14 protein-coding genes and 1 pseudogene are annotated in these 18,343 nt (G+C 45.0%); all 15 read left to right on the top strand.

Going from position 1 to position 18,343, the window contains the following annotated elements:
- Positions 1–20: 20 nt before the first annotated feature.
- The 15 genes and pseudogenes from spoIID (at position 21) to QFZ77_RS04390 (ending at position 18,130) form a co-directional block, all read left to right on the top strand.
- A complete protein-coding gene (gene spoIID / locus QFZ77_RS04460) occupies positions 21–1,073 on the top strand; it encodes a stage II sporulation protein D (protein WP_307436666.1) in 1,053 nt (350 codons plus the stop codon).
- Positions 1,074–1,155: 82 nt separating this feature from the next.
- Positions 1,156–1,893, top strand: coding sequence for a M23 family metallopeptidase (locus QFZ77_RS04455; RefSeq protein ID WP_307436663.1), 738 nt, complete (start codon positions 1,156–1,158; stop codon positions 1,891–1,893).
- Positions 1,894–2,162: 269 nt separating this feature from the next.
- Positions 2,163–2,453, top strand: a complete 291-nt coding sequence (gene spoIIID / locus QFZ77_RS04450) for a sporulation transcriptional regulator SpoIIID (protein WP_047682268.1) — start codon at positions 2,163–2,165, stop codon at positions 2,451–2,453.
- 167 nt (positions 2,454–2,620) lie between these two features.
- Positions 2,621–3,619, top strand: a complete 999-nt coding sequence (gene mreB / locus QFZ77_RS04445) for a rod shape-determining protein (protein ID WP_307436658.1) — start codon at positions 2,621–2,623, stop codon at positions 3,617–3,619.
- A gap of 28 nt (positions 3,620–3,647) precedes the next feature.
- Entirely contained in the window at positions 3,648–4,541 is an 894-nt protein-coding gene (locus QFZ77_RS04440) for a flagellar hook-basal body protein (RefSeq protein WP_307436654.1), read from the top strand.
- 24 nt (positions 4,542–4,565) lie between these two features.
- Positions 4,566–5,432, top strand: a complete 867-nt coding sequence (locus QFZ77_RS04435; protein ID WP_307436651.1) for a flagellar hook-basal body protein — start codon at positions 4,566–4,568, stop codon at positions 5,430–5,432.
- A gap of 26 nt (positions 5,433–5,458) precedes the next feature.
- Positions 5,459–5,677 carry a DNA-directed RNA polymerase subunit beta gene (locus QFZ77_RS04430; protein ID WP_171693063.1) on the top strand — a complete coding sequence of 73 codons (219 nt, stop codon included), beginning with the start codon at positions 5,459–5,461 and terminating at the stop codon, positions 5,675–5,677.
- 102 nt (positions 5,678–5,779) lie between these two features.
- Positions 5,780–6,298: a CDP-alcohol phosphatidyltransferase family protein gene (locus QFZ77_RS04425; RefSeq protein WP_307436647.1), complete on the top strand. Its 519-nt coding sequence runs from the start codon at positions 5,780–5,782 to the stop codon at positions 6,296–6,298.
- 164 nt (positions 6,299–6,462) lie between these two features.
- The gene (fabZ, locus tag QFZ77_RS04420; RefSeq protein WP_029195635.1) at positions 6,463–6,891 is read left to right on the top strand and encodes a 3-hydroxyacyl-ACP dehydratase FabZ; all 429 of its coding nucleotides are present in this window, start codon (positions 6,463–6,465) and stop codon (positions 6,889–6,891) included.
- Between the two features lie 24 nt (positions 6,892–6,915).
- Positions 6,916–8,620, top strand: a pseudogene (locus QFZ77_RS04415) (phospho-sugar mutase).
- Between the two features lie 187 nt (positions 8,621–8,807).
- Positions 8,808–10,859, top strand: a complete 2,052-nt coding sequence (locus QFZ77_RS04410; protein ID WP_307436638.1) for a DUF5693 family protein — start codon at positions 8,808–8,810, stop codon at positions 10,857–10,859.
- Complete coding sequence (csaB, locus tag QFZ77_RS04405) at positions 10,835–11,971, top strand: polysaccharide pyruvyl transferase CsaB (RefSeq protein WP_307436634.1); 1,137 nt, start codon at positions 10,835–10,837, stop codon at positions 11,969–11,971. The genes QFZ77_RS04410 and csaB overlap by 25 nt, the downstream gene beginning before the upstream one ends.
- Before the next feature lie 62 nt (positions 11,972–12,033).
- Complete coding sequence (locus tag QFZ77_RS04400; RefSeq protein ID WP_307436632.1) at positions 12,034–12,822, top strand: WecB/TagA/CpsF family glycosyltransferase; 789 nt, start codon at positions 12,034–12,036, stop codon at positions 12,820–12,822.
- A 132-nt stretch (positions 12,823–12,954) separates the two neighbouring features.
- Positions 12,955–14,064: a glycosyltransferase family 4 protein gene (locus QFZ77_RS04395; protein ID WP_307436629.1), complete on the top strand. Its 1,110-nt coding sequence runs from the start codon at positions 12,955–12,957 to the stop codon at positions 14,062–14,064.
- Positions 14,065–14,302: 238 nt separating this feature from the next.
- Complete coding sequence (locus QFZ77_RS04390) at positions 14,303–18,130, top strand: S-layer homology domain-containing protein (RefSeq protein WP_307436626.1); 3,828 nt, start codon at positions 14,303–14,305, stop codon at positions 18,128–18,130.
- Positions 18,131–18,343 lie beyond the last annotated feature (213 nt).

Genomic DNA, 18,343 nt, shown 5'->3' with positions numbered 1-18,343 from the left:
CGCTTATGGAGGCTGCTTAGATGATATTCAAGAAGAAACGCGTGCTGGGCAAAGGGGTCATCCTTTGGATGGCTGTTTGCTTATCTTCCATGCTATGTGTGACTATTATCGTTCCAGGATTGCTAGTTAAGAAGATTCCGGATGGCGGCGCGCAATCTCCCATCCAAATTGCGAAAGACGGACTTCTCCAGGAAACAATCACCGAACAAGGCCTAATGATTCCCGTGTATCTGACCAAGAAAGCGACGATTGAGACGGTACCGCTGGAACAGTATGTGAAAGGTGTGCTCGCCGCCGAAATGCCGATCGAATTCGAGCTGGAGGCGCTCAAAGCGCAGGCTATGGCGGCTAGGACTTATGTTGTGCGTAGAGTGCTAGAGAAGGACTACAGCAATATGCCGGTTAGCGATGCGCTTGTGACAGACACAACTGCACATCAAGCTTATATCACGGAACAAGAGCTTAGAGACAGATGGGACAAGCGTTACGAGACGAATATGGCCAAAATCGATAGAGCCGTGAATGAAACCAAAGATCTAATCCTCACTTATGAGCATAAACCTATCAACGCCACCTTTTTCTCGACAAGTAATGGATACACCGAAAACTCGGAAGATTATTGGCCGTTCAAGAGTCCCTACCTGCGAAGTGTGCCAAGCCCCTGGGATATAAAGCTATCTTCTCGCTATCAAGAAACCGTTGATCTCAGTTACAAGAGTATGCTTCAGAAGCTAGGCGTTACGAGTATAGCAACAACAGGTACAAGCGCCAAAAATATGAAAGTATTAGCGTGGTCGACCGGCCACCGGATTAAAACCATAACCATTGGCGGTAAAATATTTTCAGGACGTGAAGTAAGAGAGAAGCTAGGACTAGCATCCTCTCAATTTACGTGGACATGGTCAGGCTCCAAAATCACGTTTACCACCTACGGATATGGCCATGGTGTTGGCCTAAGTCAATGGGGCGCCAATGGTATGGCGAAGGAAGGCAAAACCGCGGAGCAAATCGTAACCTACTATTACACAGGCATCTCTATCGAAAAAGCGACCCCTTTTATCCGAAAATCGTAATCCTTTAACGTTTCTATAAAAATATCTTTCTTCAAGTATAAAACCTTTAAATGTGTCAAGAATGGTTGATGAGGTGATAACCATGAATGATCAAAACAAAGGTTTTCAAAAAGAAGAAGCTCCTAAAACTGCACAAGGAGCACAAAGTACGACATCCACATGGAAGAGGTTGCTTGCTAAGAAGTGGGTATTCCCAGCAACGTATATGGCAGCAGCAGCAATTATCTTAACCTTAATGTGGGTGTACCAGGACGCCGGGAAGAAGACAGTCAGCGAAGCAGATCTGGGCATTAAGGTTAGCAGCAGCGACAAAGCGACAGACACTACCAAAGCACCGGACGGGGCGGTTGCGGTCAACGCACAAACCGAAACGATACAGTGGCCTGTTAAAGACAGAACACTGGTCGAAGTCTCCATCCCTTTCTATGACACGAATGCAACGAATGAAGTGAAGCAGACGGCAATGATTCAATATAACGATCAATTGACGCCGCATACTGCTATTGACTTGAAAGCCAAAGATGGCGCAGCATTTGAAGTATTAGCTGCTCTGAGTGGCAAGGTGACTGCGGTTGAGCAGAATCCGGTTGTTGGTAATCTCGTTGAAATTACACACAGCAACGGCTTGATCAGTGTTTACCAAAGCTTGTCCGAGGTGAAAGTAGCCAAAGGCGCTGAAGTGAAAAAAGGCGACATCATCGCGAAAGCAGGACGCAACGAGTTCGAGAAAGAGGACGGCGTGCATCTGCACTTTGAAGTCCGCCAAGTTAGTGATAATGCAGCGGTTAATCCAGAAACGCTTTTAAACGCTAAGCAGTAATCAGTTTCGACCTATAGGCGACCAGCCTACATAAAATAAAGGCAGCGGGTACATCCTGCTGCTTTTTTGCATGGATATAAGGATTAGGTTTACTTTGCTTTGCATCACTTTTACCAAAAATGCTTGTCCGAAGGACGGCAGAATCGATTATCCTTGATTATTTTGAAAATAAATATGGGAAATGGGCTTGTCAGGCTTGGCTACGTAGAATATCTAGTCATGCCCCTCATATACTTTACCAAACTATCTCGAGTAGGGAGGCGAGGGGAGTGCACGATTACATCAAAGAGCGAACCATTAAGATTGGTACCTGTATCGTCGAGACCAAGAATACGGTTCGCACCATTGCTAAGGAATTCGGCGTTTCCAAAAGCACGGTGCACAAGGATTTGACGGAAAGACTACCGGAAATCAACCCGGACCTGGCCAATCAGGTGAAGCACATTTTGGAGTATCACAAGTCAATCAGGCACCTAAGAGGAGGAGAAGCGACGAAAATTAAGTATCGAAAAACCCGAAATCCGAAGCTTTCCGAAAACCTGGTCACGGTCAAGTCCTAAAAGTACCCTTCATCCCGATAGGTTTCCTTTATACTTCCCTTGTCGAAATTTCACACAAAAAGAGGAATTAATGCATTTACAGCGAATTTAGCTTATAATTAGAACTATATACAAGAGCGCCGATTCTTCACGGGATGGACGGTAGGTTTAGGGAGGATTAACTAGAAATGTTAAGCAAGGATATTGGAATAGATCTCGGCACGGCGAATGTGCTTATTCATGTAAAAGGACGCGGTGTCGTGCTCGATGAGCCTTCCGTAGTTGCGATTGAAAGCGATACGAAACGCGTACTGGCTGTAGGAGAAGAAGCTTTCCGCATGGTGGGTAGAACTCCAGGCAACATTATTGCGATTCGTCCATTGAAAGATGGCGTTATTGCGGACTTTGATATTACGGAAATGATGTTGAAGCATTTCATCGCAAAAGTAGGGGGCAAGAATTGGTATTCTCATCCGAGAATACTGATCTGCGCCCCTACCAACATCACCTCGGTTGAGCAGAAGGCGATCCGCGAAGCGGCTGAGCGCAGCGGTGCCCGAGAGGTATTCATGGAAGAAGAACCGAAGGCAGCAGCAATTGGTGCCGGCATGGACATCTTCCAGCCTAGCGGCAATATGGTTGTAGATATCGGCGGAGGGACGACAGATGTGGCCGTGTTATCCATGGGCGACATCGTCACCTCCTCCTCCATTAAGATTGCAGGCGACAAGTTCGATATCGCGATCACGAAATATATCAAAAATAAGTACAAGCTGCTGATTGGTGAACGGACGAGCGAAGATATTAAGCTGAAAATCGGAACGGTATATCCACACGGTAGAGATCAAGAGATGGATATTCGCGGTAGAGATATGGTATCCGGTTTACCACTTACGATCACGATTCACTCCAGTGAAGTTCAGGAAGCGCTGTGGGATCCAGTTTCCTCCATCGTGACTGCGGCGAAGAGTGTATTGGAGCGAACACCTCCAGAGCTATCGGCAGACATTATTGACCGTGGTGTTATTTTGACAGGTGGCGGAGCTTTGCTGCATGGGCTCGATCAACTGCTGGCGGACGAACTGAAAGTGCCTGTAATAATTGCGGAAGATCCGATGTCCTGTGTTGTTAAAGGAACAGGCATTATGCTAGATAACTTGGATAAGGTTACCAAACGTAAATTTTAATTAGACATACTACCCAAGAGGTGAAGAGATGTTAAGAGGATTGTATACCGCGGCGGCAGGCATGATCTCCGAACAGCGCAGACACGACACCATTACGAATAATATTGCCAACATTAATTCCCCAGGATTTAAACAAGGCAATGCTTTGTCTCGATCGTTCCCGGAGATGCTTATATCGACGATTCGCGGTGGACAAGGTGCTTCGACAGCACCTCTTGGGAAGATGAGTTTGGGCGTGTTCTCGGAAGAGAACATCTCCATTCATGCGCAGGGTGATTTGCAGGAAACGCAGAATCCCTTCGATTTTGCTCTTGTCTCGAACATTCAAGTGCCGGGTATCAACTTTGATACTTCAGGTAAGTTCGTGAATGCGGACGGAGAACGCACGTTTCAGCCGCAGGCACTGTTTACGGTGTTGAACGCTGATGGTGAACAAAGGTATTCGTTGAACGGAAAGTTCACGGTCGATACAGCAGGCCAGCTAGTTAACGCGAATGGCAACCGTGTACTAGGTCGAGATGGACAACCCCTGGTGCTTGTTGATGGAGCAGGCCAGCCGATTCACTCCTTCAAGGTTACTGACAAGGGTGAGTTCCTTGATGGCAACGGTCTTCCGCTTCTAGATCCGGCAGGACAACCTGTAGGACTGATGCTCTCGCGTGCGGAGGATCCGAATCTGTTGCTGCGTGAAGGTAACGGGCTGCTGCGCATTAATCCAGGCGATGAAGCGACTGTAACGCAGGTTGCTGCAGGTGACCAAGTAGAGGTTCGTCAAGGCTTCATAGAACGCTCTAATGTGGATTCTGCGCAATCGATGGTCGATATGATGTCAGCGCTTCGCGCGTATGAAGCAAACCAAAAAGTCATCCAATCTTATGATAAAAGTATGGAAAAAGCCGCGAATGAAGTTGGGCGCGTCTAATTTAGCTTGCGAAGGGGCAGGACCATGAACAATTCCATGATTAACTCATCGGTATCCATGCATAGCTTACAGCAAAAGCTGGATATTCTCTCCAATAATATCGCGAATGTGAATACGAATGGTTTCAAGAAGAAGGAAGCCTCCTTCGAGGACGTTCTGACTAACGTCAAATCGCAGCCAGAAGGATTCCGTCAGCAAGGCCGGTTTTCACCCCTTGGTTTTAACCAAGGATGGGGCTCGAAGCTGGTGCAAATCCAAACAAATTTATCCCAAGGACCTATTCAGTCCACGGGGGAAGTGACGGACTTTGCCATTCAAGGTGACGGATTGTTTGAAGTATCTGTGAGTAAGGCAGATGAGAACGGCAACCCCGTGTTCCAGCCTGCTTGGACCCGTAATGGTGCTTTCAGTTTAAGTCCCGATGCGACTGGCGGCACCGTGCTAACAACCAAAGAAGGCCACTTCGTCACTGGTGTTGATGGCAACCCGATTCGTGTGCCGACTGGTTTTCGACCTGTCGTTGAACCGAACGGTACGATCAAAGGATACAATGAGCAGGATCCAAGTGCAGCACCCCTTAATTTGGGACAGATCAAGCTAGTTCGCGTTGTACGTCCACAGTTGCTCCAAGACGTTGGAGATAACCTTTATGCTATTCCTAATGGCATAACGGCTGCTGAGAAGGCGAATATCTTACAAGATGTGAACTCATTAGTTGATAACCCGGCTAACCGTGTTAGCCTTATGCAGGGTTTTCTGGAGCAATCTAACGTAACGCTTTCGGATGAAATGACAGATCTGGTTATCGTGCAAAGAGCGCTTCAACTCAATTCCCGAGCAATTACATCTTCGGATCAGATGATGAATATCGCTAATAATTTGCGCGCCTGATCTTAGAAAGGGAGGGATAGGGCTCGATGTCAGACAAGCCTGCTCCACCAAAGAAGAAACCAAGGCCGAAATGGCTGAATATTATATGGCTTATTTTCAAAATCATTCGTATTCCTGTGCTATGCGTGCTGGCTGTTTTTATCGGCCTATGGGTAGGTTACACCAAGCTTGGTCATCAGCCAGCGGGGGAAATCTTTCATATGAGTACTTGGCGGCATTTATACGATCTGGTATTTGCGAATTAACTCTAACTCCCGCATGGGAGTTTTATTTTTGTGTAAGCAGCGGTATAATGAATGAAGGTTAAATGTACCAGTTATCGGATACTAACGCGCAGGAGGGGTACTTTGAATATACCGAACATGCTCACCATCAGCAGGTTTGTTCTAATCCCTGTGTACCTCGTGATTTTTTTTAATGGCCATATCCAAGTTGCCTTTTTTATTTTACTGGCAGCCGGACTTACGGATATCCTAGATGGCTATATCGCAAGAACTCGCGGGCTTATCACACCCGTCGGTGTCATGCTGGACCCACTTGCTGATAAGAGCATGATGATTGCGGTGATCCTATCTCTGCTCATCTCGGAATTGATTCCTTGGCAGGCAGCTGCTGCGATGTTCATTCGTGATTTAGGTATGATTATGGGCTCTGCTTTCTTTCACTTCAGGGGCAAATTAACGGTTCCCGCCAATGTGATGGGAAAGTTAACGACGGTTCTGTACTATTTTGCTATCCTCTTCATCGTTTTTCATTTAACCTTTGCCATGACCTATTTATGGTTTGTAATCGGGGTCTCATTCTTAACTTCCTTCATTTATATTATTCAGTTCCTTGTATTAAATCGAGGAGCCAAATTGAAATAATGTATACTACGTAAAAAGAGCCTATGTATAAGTCTGTAACACAGCCCTGTACATAAGCTCCCCTATATGAACCTTCACTTCTGCAGTTAATGAAGGGACATCCCTATTGTAAGTGATTACCTTGTATTTTATACAAGTATTTTGAAAGGAGTTTTTAAACCGCTATGCTAGATATTAACCAGATTCAAGAGATCATTCCTCATCGCCCTCCCTTCCTGCTTGTTGACCGTATTTTGGAGGTCGAAGAAGGTGTTAGAGCTGTAGGTATAAAGAATGTTACGATCAATGAACCGTTCTTCGCAGGACACTTTCCTGGCTATCCGGTTATGCCGGGTGTGCTGATTGTGGAAGCTTTGGCACAAGTAGGTGCTGTGGCTGTTCTGTCGATGCCTGAATACAAAGGTAAAATTGGTTTATTTGCTGGTGCAGACGGCATTCGTTGGCGCCAACAAGTAGTGCCTGGCGATACACTAACTTTAGAAATGACGATTACACGTGTAAAAGGAACTATTGTCAAAGGCCAAGCTGTGGCTAAGGTAGGCGACAAAGTGGTAGTCGAAGGCGAGCTTATGTTCGCCCTTGCTAATAAATAACCCATAGATAAAAAGGAGATGAACCTGACTACTATGACGCGTGTACAAACAGAGTATCAATTATGGTTAGAGGATCCAGCAGTGGATGCCGAAACGAAGAAAGAAACTGCGTGCTATTCGGGAAGATGAGAGAGAAATTGAGGATCGCTTTTATAAAGATCTTGAATTTGGCACAGGAGGACTTCGCGGCGTGATTGGCGCTGGAACGAATCGAATCAACGTGTATACCGTTGGACGCGCAAGCCAAGGCTTGGCACAATATGTGAATGGGACAGGCGCTACAAGTCCTTCCATTGTTCTGGCTTATGATTCACGTCATATGTCGCCCGAGTTCGCTTTAGAATCTGCTCTCGTGTTCGCAGGGAATGGAATTAAGGCTTATCTCTTTAAAACGCTGCACGCGACTCCACAGCTATCCTTTGCTGTGAGATACTTAGGTGCGTCCGCAGGGGTTGTCGTTACAGCTAGTCACAACCCACCTGAATATAATGGGTATAAAGTATATGGAGCAGACGGGGGACAGCTCGTTCCTGAGTTTGCGGAGCAAGTCATTGCACAAGTACAGAGCATCGATTCCTTCGACAAGGTCAAGAAAATAACCCAGCAAGAAGCGGAAGCGCAAGGGCTGCTTTCTTGGTTAGGTGAAGAAGTCGATCAAGCGTACATCCAGGCAGTAACTGCAATTAGCCAGAATCCGGATGTGATTAAGCAGATCGAAGGCGATTTCCGCATCATCTTCACTCCTTTACATGGAGCGGGTAATGTGCCGGTACGCGAAGTGTTGAAAGCAGTTGGCTTCGGACAAGTACGTGTTGTGGCCGAGCAAGAGCTGCCGGATGCACAGTTCTCGACCGTTAAGTCTCCGAATCCGGAGGAGCGGGAAGCCTTTACACTCGCAATTGCACAAGCGAAAGATTGGAATGCCGATATCATCATCGGAACCGATCCTGATGCCGATCGCATGGGTGCCGTTGTAAAGGATCCGAACGGCGAGTATGTCGTATTGTCAGGTAATCAGTCTGGTGCCATCATTGTAAATTATTTATTATCAAGCTTGAAAGAGCGCGGAACACTGCCTGCGAACGGCGTTGTCGTCAAAACGATCGTCACAAGTGAAATGGGCGCAGTCATCGCGAATCATTATGGGATTCCTACATTAAATACGTTAACCGGCTTTAAATATATCGGGGAGAAAATGTCCCAGTTCGAACAAAATGGTGAGTATACGTTCTTATTCGGATATGAAGAAAGCTATGGCTACTTGGCCGGGGACTATGCCCGAGATAAGGATGCAGTTATCGCAGCGATGCTGATTGCTGAAGCTGCAGCTTATTATAAGAAGCAAGGCAAGACTTTATATGAAGTCCTTCAAGAACTATACGAATCCTTTGGCTACTTTTTGGAAAAGCTTGAATCAAGGACGCTGAAAGGGAAAGACGGCGTGGAACAAATCGGGCGCATCATGGAAGCTTGGAGAACGAATCCGCCAACGGAGATCAGTGGCACTCGTGTAAGCCAAGTGGAAGATTACGCAGAGGGCATAGATGGCCTTCCTCGTGAAAATGTGCTGAAATTTAAGCTGGATGATGGTTCATGGTTCTGCTTGCGTCCTTCTGGAACGGAACCGAAAATTAAGTTTTATTTTGCGGTACAAGGATCAACAGGTCCAGCAGCTGCACAGCAGCTGGATAGCATCATTCAATATGTGCTTAACCGTGTAGACGGATAATGAAATAGGAAAACTGAACCTCTTCAGAACCTAAGTCAGGGATAGGTCGTCTAATGAATAGATGGAAATTAAATCCGCATTCATTTGGCCTATTACCCGAGGTAGGACGACCTGAAGGGGTTTTCCAATGTAAGTGCATGCTTTACGAAGAAAGCTTTCTATCGGAAAGCTCTAAGGAGTGGACAACTTGGCACAATGGTATCAAACATGGAATAAACCTCTCAAGAATATCCTATGGTGGCTCGTCATAATTGGAATGGTAGTCTCCCTGCCGTTAGCCTACACGCGTCACCAAACGGAAACTTCGGCCAATCAAGTCGAGTTTGTTTTCGATTATCGTGATTTGCTGGATATTTCGGATATTCAGACGAATCCGCAGACTTTTGTAGCTGAGCAGCTGAAGAATATGAAAGCAGCGGGCATTAGCTCAATGGCCGTGTATGAGAGTACACTAGCGGAGCTTAAAGAGAGCCGACGCATCGAGATATATAACTCTCGAGACGCTGCCGCACTGACCCAGACCTTGGGTGATCCAAACGAAAATTTTACCTACGTGTTATTCGCAGACAGTGCCACACAGCAGAAGCTGGAGCCGTTGATTCAGAAAACATTTGCGGATCTGAAGATTGTCACGAAGCCGTGGAGTTTCAAAAATAGAAACGGACTTATGATCCAAATGAGCATGGACGATGCATCGATCAAGGGTATGGACCCAGACCCGATGACATTACAAATGCTGAAAGATCAAGGGTTCCAAATCGTGGTTCGTCTATCGAATCGCAGACCTTTTGTAACCAATGAAATGGATCGCTTGCTGAAACAGCTCCATGATATCGGCGTGAAGCACATCATTGTCGATGGCAATGAAGTTCCGGGTTACACGGAAGAAAATACGGAAATTAACCTGAATAAAATGGCGGATCTCCTTAATAAGAACGGTATTGGCCTAGCAGCTATTGAGTTATTAAAAGAGCCGCAAAAAGGGTTCAGTACGTTAGCAAAGCAAACCAATTATAACGTCGTTCGACTGCATTCGTTCACAGAGAAAGACGGAGAAAAGTTGACAGAGCCGCTCAAAAAATCGGAACTGCAGGATCGTATTCAAGGCGTTGCGGATCGTTTAGTCCTTGCAGTGAAAGACCGCAATATCCGCATGGTTTTCTTGAATGCAAGGCCAGTGAAAAGCTTGGATAAAGGAAAATTAGTCGATCCGTTAGCAGCTTACTATGAAAGTTTGCAAGGAAAAGACGGCGCGATTCCTCGCATCCAAGAAGTCGGGTTTACGTTTGGGCAAGCCCAATCATTCGAGGTACAAACGACCGGATGGCAGAAAATCGCCCGCATCTTCATGCTGCTTGGCGGTGTTAGTCTAATCGTGCTGATGGTGTCCTTCTTCATACCGGAAGCCGTGCTGCTCCTCTTCGTCTTAGGCATGCTTGGTCTTGTTGCTTTACATACGCTTTCGGCTAATCTATACGCGCAAGGTCTTGCCTTAAGTACAGCCATTAGTGCACCGAGTATTGCGATCATGTTAGCCATTCGTTCCGTTCGTTCAGGAGCCGCAGCGAAATGGAAGTCAGGTCTTGCTTACGCCTTATGGACACTAATCAAAACATCTGCGATTTCGCTGATTGGTGTCGTTTACGAAGTGGCGCTTCTCAATCACGTTACGTATTTACTCGTGCTGCAGCAGTTCCGCGGTGTTGGCGTACTGCATTTGCTTCCTATTGTGATCGCAGGTGTGTATTTACTATTCTTTAGCGAAAATAACACGTACAGAGATAAGATTGCGAATATTCGCAGTATCCTTTCTTCCTTTATTAGTGTGCTATGGATTGTAGTCGCTGGCGTAGCTCTAGCCGCCGTTTATTATTACTTGTCACGTACTGGAAATGAAGGACAGGCTTCTACCTTGGAGAAATTATTCCGTTCCTTCTTGGAAAATACGTTGGGCGTGCGTCCTCGTACCAAAGAATTTTTGTTCGCACATCCTTTGTTCCTGCTGGGCGCATATCTGTCAATGCGTTATAGACATGCTGTCTATTTGATCTTCATCGGTGTAATTGGGCAGCTTTCAATTGTAGATACATTTGCTCATTTGCATACGCCGCTTCATATATCCCTGATCCGTATTACCTACGGCCTTGTGTTTGGCGCTTTAATTGGCCTCGTTCTGATTGCAGCTTGGGAAATAATCACTAGGAGTTGGAAACGATGGGTGCCTCTGTTGTCAAAATAGCGTTATCGGGCTACTATGGCTTCGATAATAGCGGAGATGAAGCTGTTCTGCAGTCGATTTTGTTTGCTTTACAGGAGCAAGGTCGAGAGCAAGGCGTACAGATAGAGCCTATTGTCCTTTCTGCTAATCCCGAGAAAACGTCAGCGATGTACGGGGTGAAAGCCTATCATCGAATGAAGCCTGGTTCGCTGTTTCGAGCATTGCGTGAAGCCGATGGTTTGATTAGCGGCGGCGGCAGTTTATTGCAGGATGCTACAAGCTCGAAGACGATCCCGTATTATTTGGCTGTCTTGAAAATTGCGCATTGGCTGGGCAAGCCTACGTTTATTTACTCGCAAGGCATTGGGCCGGTTAGCCGCCCTATGTTTTATGGCTGGATCCGCAGCGTGTTCCAGCGCTGCGCGTATGTGTCTGTCCGCGATACGGAATCCGCGGAGTTGCTAGGGAAGATGCGGCTCCCTCGGGAACGCATTACGGTAGTGCCTGACCCGGTCATGGGCTTGCCGCTGCGCGGGACCGGTTCTGGTGGCGGCGCGTCGGACATCGCGCCGGATGGTTTAGTGCGGACGGTAGGCGTGTCCGTCCGCTTCTGGAATGAGGACCGCTCGGAGCTGGAAGCTCTCTCGCGGTCCCTGCAAGTACTGCTCGCAGCCGATGCGAACGCCCGGCTGCGGTTCTTGCCCTTCCACCTCCCCTCGGACGAGGTGGCGTCGCAGTTCGTGATCGACCGCCTCGGCGATCACGGGTCCCGGGTGGAGATGGTGCGAGGCATCACCCATCCGCAGGATATGCTCGCGCAGGTCGCGGAATGCGACCTGCTGATCGGGATGAGGCTGCATTCTTTGATTTATGCAGCCTCGCAGTTCGTGCCTATGGTAGGCATCTCGTACGATCCGAAGATCGACCAGTTCCTCCATAGGCTTGGCATGAAAGCCGCCGCATCGACAGCTCGCTTCGATGCGGATGCCTTCGCGGCCGAGGCGCAGCGCCTGCTCGGCGGCCGAGAGGCTTGGGCGGCGTCCAGCCGCGCCGCCATCGAGGAGCTCAAAGCGCAGGCTCAGCTTCCTGCGCAGCGCATCATTTCTTTTTATAAACAAAGAAATAATAAATAGGAAATAATGAGAAAAGGCAACCAAAATCCGATTTCCAACGTCATTTAAAGGAAGAGATATCTATGAGTTCAACATCAACAACGACCCAATCTAAAGTCGCATCTACGAATGCTATACCAAAAGTTCGCATCTACGGAGTGCCCATATCCAAAATGAGTATGGACCAAACCGTAGCTTACCTTACGAACGCTATTGAACAAAGACAACCCCATCAAGTCATTACCGCCAATCCCATTATGGTCATGGCCGCGCAAGATGATCCTGCTTATCTGAACATGATGCAGCGCGCTGAACTCATCGTTCCTGATGGAACGGGTGTCGTCTGGGCAGCTAAATATGTAGGCGAGCCGGTTGTAGAACGGGTTCCCGGCTATGATTTGATTCATGAACTGATGAAAGTCGGAGAATCGAAAGGCTGGAAAGTATACTTACTTGGAGCTTCCAATGAGGTTATCCAAGCTGCAGCTGAGAAGCTTCGTACTGCCTATCCGGGGATCAAGCTGGTTGGCGTACGTGATGGGTATTTTAAAGACGAGCAGGATGCTGAAGTAATTCAAGATATCGTGGATGCGGCTCCGGACCTTCTTTTCGTAGGAAGATCTGCTGCTAATCAAGAGCCTTGGATTGGGAAATACAAACAACAAATCGGTGTCCCCGTTATGATGGGTGTTGGGGGAAGTTTTGATGTTCTTTCGGGCAAGCTAAAACGAGCACCCATTTTATTTCAAAAACTACGTCTTGAGTGGTTTTACCGCCTGATGCAGGAGCCTTGGCGTTACAAACGAATGCTTCTACTCCCGAAATTCGCATTGAAAGTGATGCGTGACAAAGAAAAAGTCACCAAACCATGAGAATATTTACGAAAACTGGCTGAAAACGGTCATTTCTGATGAATTTAGCAGTGGTATTTGTGGGCAAATGGGAGTATAATTCATTTCGGCGGATTACCTGCCACCCAAGATAAGAGGAGCTGTGAAGAAGACATGTATGGATTATATGCGATTGGGTTTATCGCTGCGTGCTTAATGGCGCTGCTGCTGACACCCCTAGTCAAAAAATTTGCCTTCTGGGTTGGAGCCGTTGATGCCCCTAACCATCGTAAGGTACATACCCGAATAATGCCGCGTCTCGGAGGATTAGCGATATTCCTTGCATTCGTCGGAGCTTATTTTGTTGTCTCTCCAGCACTTGATGCCGTTAACTCAAATGCCGCATTTGGGTTGCTAATCGGAGGCTTTGTGATTGTCGTCACGGGTGCCTTGGATGATCGTTTTCAACTATCTCCCAAATGGAAGCTGCTCGGGCAACTTATTGCCGCTTGCATCGTTGTCTCCTTTGGTCTTAAAATCGAACTTGTTAACATTCCTTTCGGAACGACCAACCTGCCCATTGGCTGGTTAAGTATTCCGATTACAATATTATGGATTGTCGGCGTATCGAATGCCATTAACTTGATTGACGGTCTTGATGGCTTGTCAGCAGGCGTATCGGGTATTGCTACCACTACGATTCTAGTTCTTGCTCTGATGATGGGCAATGTTACCGTTATCTTACTTTGCGTCATTTTACTAGGTAGTATCATAGGCTTCATGTTCTATAACTTCCATCCAGCCAAAATCTTCATGGGCGACTCCGGCGCCTTGTTCCTAGGCTTTGCCCTAGCAACGCTATCCATTCTCGGCTTTAAGCAAGCGGCCGTTGTTTCACTTCTAATTCCTATTATGATTCTAGGCGTGCCCTTATCCGATACCTTCTTTGCGATCATGCGTCGCTACGTCAATAAATTGCCGATCTCTGCACCGGATAAAAGCCACCTGCACCACTGTTTGCTGCAGCTCGGATTCAGTCATCGTACAAGCGTACTGATCATCTACGGAATTGCCTCCATCTTCAGTGGCAGCGCGGTGATTTGCTCAGTCTTTATCTCCCAAGATTCCACTTGGGGTCTTATCATGATCATCGTGGCTCTCTTCCTAGTTATGCTAGTTGGAGCTGAAGCTATTGGTATCATCAGTAAGAGCCGTAAACCGGTGCTGAACTTTCTGCAAAGGCTTGTAGGTAAGCAAGTTCAGAGCGACCGTATAGGCAAATAAGAGATAAAATTAGAATCCAACCTTCGGGTTGGATTTTTTTTGCATTTTATGATTTTTTTTCTTCCTCTAAACATTTCCTTTGTTTCGACCGATAAGTAGAGTACAAGAACTTTTGGCTATTTGCCGCGTCTAATCATGTGGAATAATAGAAGAATATGGGAGGGATTGTCGAAATCTAGTCATTAGAATGTAAATGTAATTAAAAGCAAGTATTTATTTATATAAGGAGGAAATTCTTTTGAAACTTTTACAGAATAAGTGGACTAGTCTTACGTTAGTTCTTGCCATGTTAATTAGCCTTATATCTCCACTCACTGCTTTTGCAGCTGGTACTATCACGGTAACGAATTTGTATTCCCCGGGGCCGACCGACACCTTTGCAGATTCAAGTGTGGATAAATTTACGATTAATCCAATCTCAATTAATGTACTTATTAATGGCATCCCTGATGACCAGGTATCTAGTATGTATTATGAAATTTTGAATCAAACAACAGGTCAAAGTGTTTCTAATACAACTAACAAGCCAATTAAGAGCGCGACAAGCAGCAACGAGGCTTCTTTTCAAAATGTACAACTTTCACCAGGACTAAATAAAATTATTGTCAAATACGGGACAAATGGGGGAATTGCTTCATCACCCGCCTATGCTTATTACACGCCAGTATCCAATATTTCTAATTTGCAGTTTAATGGTGTTGATTTCGTTGACGGCGGCATGTATCCAAAGCAAGGGCCTTATACGGGGGCTTCCATCACAGGAAGATCGGCCAATGCAACAGAACTGGAAGCACTTTATCAAGCCAACTCCTTTCAGCCAACGGCCTTTACAAATGGAGATTTCACGTTCGTTACCAATACAGGAAGAACGACAGATCTTACCTTTAATCCAGGGGATAATATCGTTACTTTCGCCTCCAAAAATCTTACGAATTTATATACAGCAACTCGTTCTTTTGTCTACGACAATGGCAAAGCATTTGCATATAATGCTTTAGTTGATTTGTTGGGAACCACACCTTCTCAAAAATTAGTGACAAGCCCTAACTTAAGTACAAATTCGATAAGTAATATTGCCATCAGTGCCAATTTCAAAAATCCACTTGCAGCTGGTGGCGCTGATAAATATGTAAGTGCAGATGTGTCTATGTCCGGAATGAACGCTACCAAATTGCATTTTGATTTTGCTGCTGGCGCTGTAACAACTAATGTTTATGGCACTTTGAATGGCGGAGCAGTTCCGACAACTTCAATTTCTAGAGATTTATCCTTATCAACAAATGATGCGAATATTTACAGTTTTACAGGTCAATTACCAGTTAACACACAAACAGCCTTGCAAGAAATTACTATTACATTTACAGATCTAAACTTCCAATCGACAACATCTAAATATACGTTTTCGTATGTCAATTCCAACAACCCATACATAGATCATGTTGATTTAGTTCGTGCATCAGGCGCTTCTACTACAGCATCTACACTTTCTCAAACTGGAACAACGCAAATAACAGAGTTTCCTGCAGCTCTTAAGGTTTACACAGACAAGGCAGATGAAGTAGAAATCCTTCTTAATAACGTTCCTTATACAACAGGTTCATCAGGTGGTAAATTTGCAACCACTACAAGCGGAGCTTATAAAACTGCTAATTTTAATCTTCAAGGGATTAAAGACGGTTCTACGATCATGCAGGTTATTCCGTATGTAGGGGGCGTTAAGAACCAGGCAGGCATTAAAAGCTACAATCTTGTCATTTCTGGAGCTCCATACGTTATTGTTAATAACATATATACCGGAATGGTTGTCAATGCAGCTACCAAGATTACATGCACAGCTGGTGTCCCAGGACCATGTGTTACAGGTAGAATCATTAATCTGCCATCTTCAGAATACCCTAATGTTGTATACAATTTGAATGGAACTGATTTAACAGTTCCAGCGGCAGATGCAACAACAGGAGTCTTCACAATTACGCCAGCTATTCTTACGCCATTAATGAATAAAGACGGTAAATACACGTTAAAAATAGGCCTTAAAGTTGGTGGACAGCTTATAACGACTTTAGTGACGGATATTTTCGTGTTAACGGATAATGTTCCTCTTATTAATTCTATGAAGCCAATGGAAATAGATCCATTAAGTCCGCAATTCATTCCTGGATCTTTACCAGACACTTATGTAACTAGGTCAGCTTCCGTTCAATTGCAAGGCCAAATTGTTAATTCAGTTGTTACACCTGTTGGAACGCCACCAACACCACCAACAATTCTTTACGTACGTAAATCGGCTGCTACACCTGTTGTGGGGACAATTACAGTGCCTTTGGGTACTACACCTTCATTAGGAACAGATCCTGCTGGTTCTCAAAATTTTAGCATGCCAACGGCATTCGCAATGCCTGAGTACGGGGACTATGTTTTTGAATTAGTTTCTACAAATAATTCATCTGGTTCTACTGCTACTAAGCTCGTAACTATTACACGTGAACCTGTTCCCTATCAATTCGTTAGTCCAAAGCCAAATCAAATTATTATCAATAGCAAAAACTTATCTCAAGTAAATATTAATCAGAATTATTACTTGCTCAAGCTATTTGCTGATAAAGCCGATTCCGTTCAATTCGGTAAAGATCAAGCGATTTACGACAAGGTTAATAATGTTTTCGTTTACGAAGCTAAGGAACTGAAAGTCGGAGCAAACGAAATCAAATTTACAGTAAATCGAGGGGCTGCCAAAACAAATGGTAGCATTGTACTATTTAATACGAATACCGGAATCGAAGGGGCCCAATTTAAAACGCCGTTATCATCAAACATGAAAGTATTTGACGGAGATATTCAAATGATTTTCCCGAAAGATACTAAGCTGATGCGTAATGATAGGACAACAGCGACACAGATTATTACAACGGATCGCAAAATTCTATTCGGAATTGCAAATAATGATGATGGACGAATAGATAAAATAAATGAGTCAATGGCAGGACTTAATATTTTAACAGAACCTACAGGTCATTTTTTACCTGCCAGCAAACGTTTTTGGATTGACGCAGGAGTTGTTTCAGCAAACGCAAATTCTACAGTTCCTGGTTTGCAAGATGCTTACCTTGGTAGTGGAATCCTGCCAAACTCAACTGATCCTAGTCAATTGCCTTTCTATACGCGGACATTTACAGATTTAGTTGTGCCGACTAAACCGGGAACACTTACTCTGAAATATGATAAAAATATTAGAGATGATTCCGCTAAGTATCTGACTATTAATCAGTATGGCTATTTTGATAATCCATCTGGTCAAGGACCATCCATTCCAGGTTGGAAGAATCTTGGTGGTGTAGTAAACACAAGTAATAATACAATTACGGTTCCAGTAGACTCATTTGGATACTTTCAAGTCATGTATATGGATGATAGCTTTGTTGATGTAACCAACCATCCATGGGCAAGAAATGATCTAGACACCTTATACACCAAAGGAATAATGGCACCCAAAACGGTAGCTCAATTCTTTCCCAACGATGCGATCACCCGGGGTGAGTTTGTTAGTATGCTAGTTAAGATCTTTGATGTTCCGTTGACAAATGACGATACATCACAGTCCGTGACTAATTCACAGCCAACTTTCTTCGATGTTCAAAAAGGTTTCATCCTGCCAGGCAGTGTTAATGGGACATTGTTTAATTACCTAACGATCCAAGCTGCAGCTAGGGCTGGCATTGTTCGTGGGAATGCGAATGGAACATTCCTTCCTAATACTGCGATAACTAGACAAGATGCTGCTGTCATGATTGCTAGAGCGGCTGAGCTAAAACTAACGATTGACGAAGCAAAATCTTTAAGCGTACTACAGAAACTTTTTACTGATGCAGGTAATATTGACTTCTATGCAAGAACTTCAATAGAGGCAGTAAGCAAGGCTAATCTAATAGAAGGTAAAGAAAACGTGCTGATTCAAGGGCAAAAGAAAACAACTTTACGATTTGACCCTACTGAAAACCTAACTCGTGCTGAAGCTGCAGTAATAGCCATCCGTGTTATGAAGCAACAAAAGAAACTTCCTAAATAATAAATATAAATTACTCAGAGGCTGCATCCAATTTTGGATGCAGTCTTTTTACTTCCGTAGGGGTCATCTAATTGGAAAATACTTATCAATGAAATTATGCATACAGTCACGTATACTAATTTATGTAGCCAAGGTGATAGACGCGAAGCTACATAGAGTCATGTCATGATTCATTAGTCGCCCCGTTGGTTATAAGTTTTTATAACAAAAAAA

It is taken from the genome of Paenibacillus sp. V4I3 (assembly GCF_030817215.1).
Classification (GTDB): domain Bacteria; phylum Bacillota; class Bacilli; order Paenibacillales; family NBRC-103111; genus Paenibacillus_E.
Note: the sequence above shows the minus strand (reverse complement) of the source record. Positions and strands in the feature narration are given on the sequence as shown.

Excerpts from the sequence above, each read along its gene's own strand:
- QFZ77_RS04400 (WP_307436632.1), top strand. The coding sequence starts at position 12,034 with ATGAGTTCAACATCAACAACGACCCAATCTAAAGTCGCATCTACGAAT.
- QFZ77_RS04455 (WP_307436663.1), top strand. The coding sequence starts at position 1,156 with ATGAATGATCAAAACAAAGGTTTTCAAAAAGAAGAAGCTCCTAAAACT.
- QFZ77_RS04435 (WP_307436651.1), top strand. The coding sequence starts at position 4,566 with ATGAACAATTCCATGATTAACTCATCGGTATCCATGCATAGCTTACAG.
- csaB (WP_307436634.1), top strand. The coding sequence starts at position 10,835 with ATGGGTGCCTCTGTTGTCAAAATAGCGTTATCGGGCTACTATGGCTTC.
- QFZ77_RS04430 (WP_171693063.1), top strand. The coding sequence starts at position 5,459 with ATGTCAGACAAGCCTGCTCCACCAAAGAAGAAACCAAGGCCGAAATGG.
- mreB (WP_307436658.1), top strand. The coding sequence starts at position 2,621 with ATGTTAAGCAAGGATATTGGAATAGATCTCGGCACGGCGAATGTGCTT.
- QFZ77_RS04440 (WP_307436654.1), top strand. The coding sequence starts at position 3,648 with ATGTTAAGAGGATTGTATACCGCGGCGGCAGGCATGATCTCCGAACAG.
- fabZ (WP_029195635.1), top strand. The coding sequence starts at position 6,463 with ATGCTAGATATTAACCAGATTCAAGAGATCATTCCTCATCGCCCTCCC.
- QFZ77_RS04395 (WP_307436629.1), top strand. The coding sequence starts at position 12,955 with ATGTATGGATTATATGCGATTGGGTTTATCGCTGCGTGCTTAATGGCG.
- spoIID (WP_307436666.1), top strand. The coding sequence starts at position 21 with ATGATATTCAAGAAGAAACGCGTGCTGGGCAAAGGGGTCATCCTTTGG.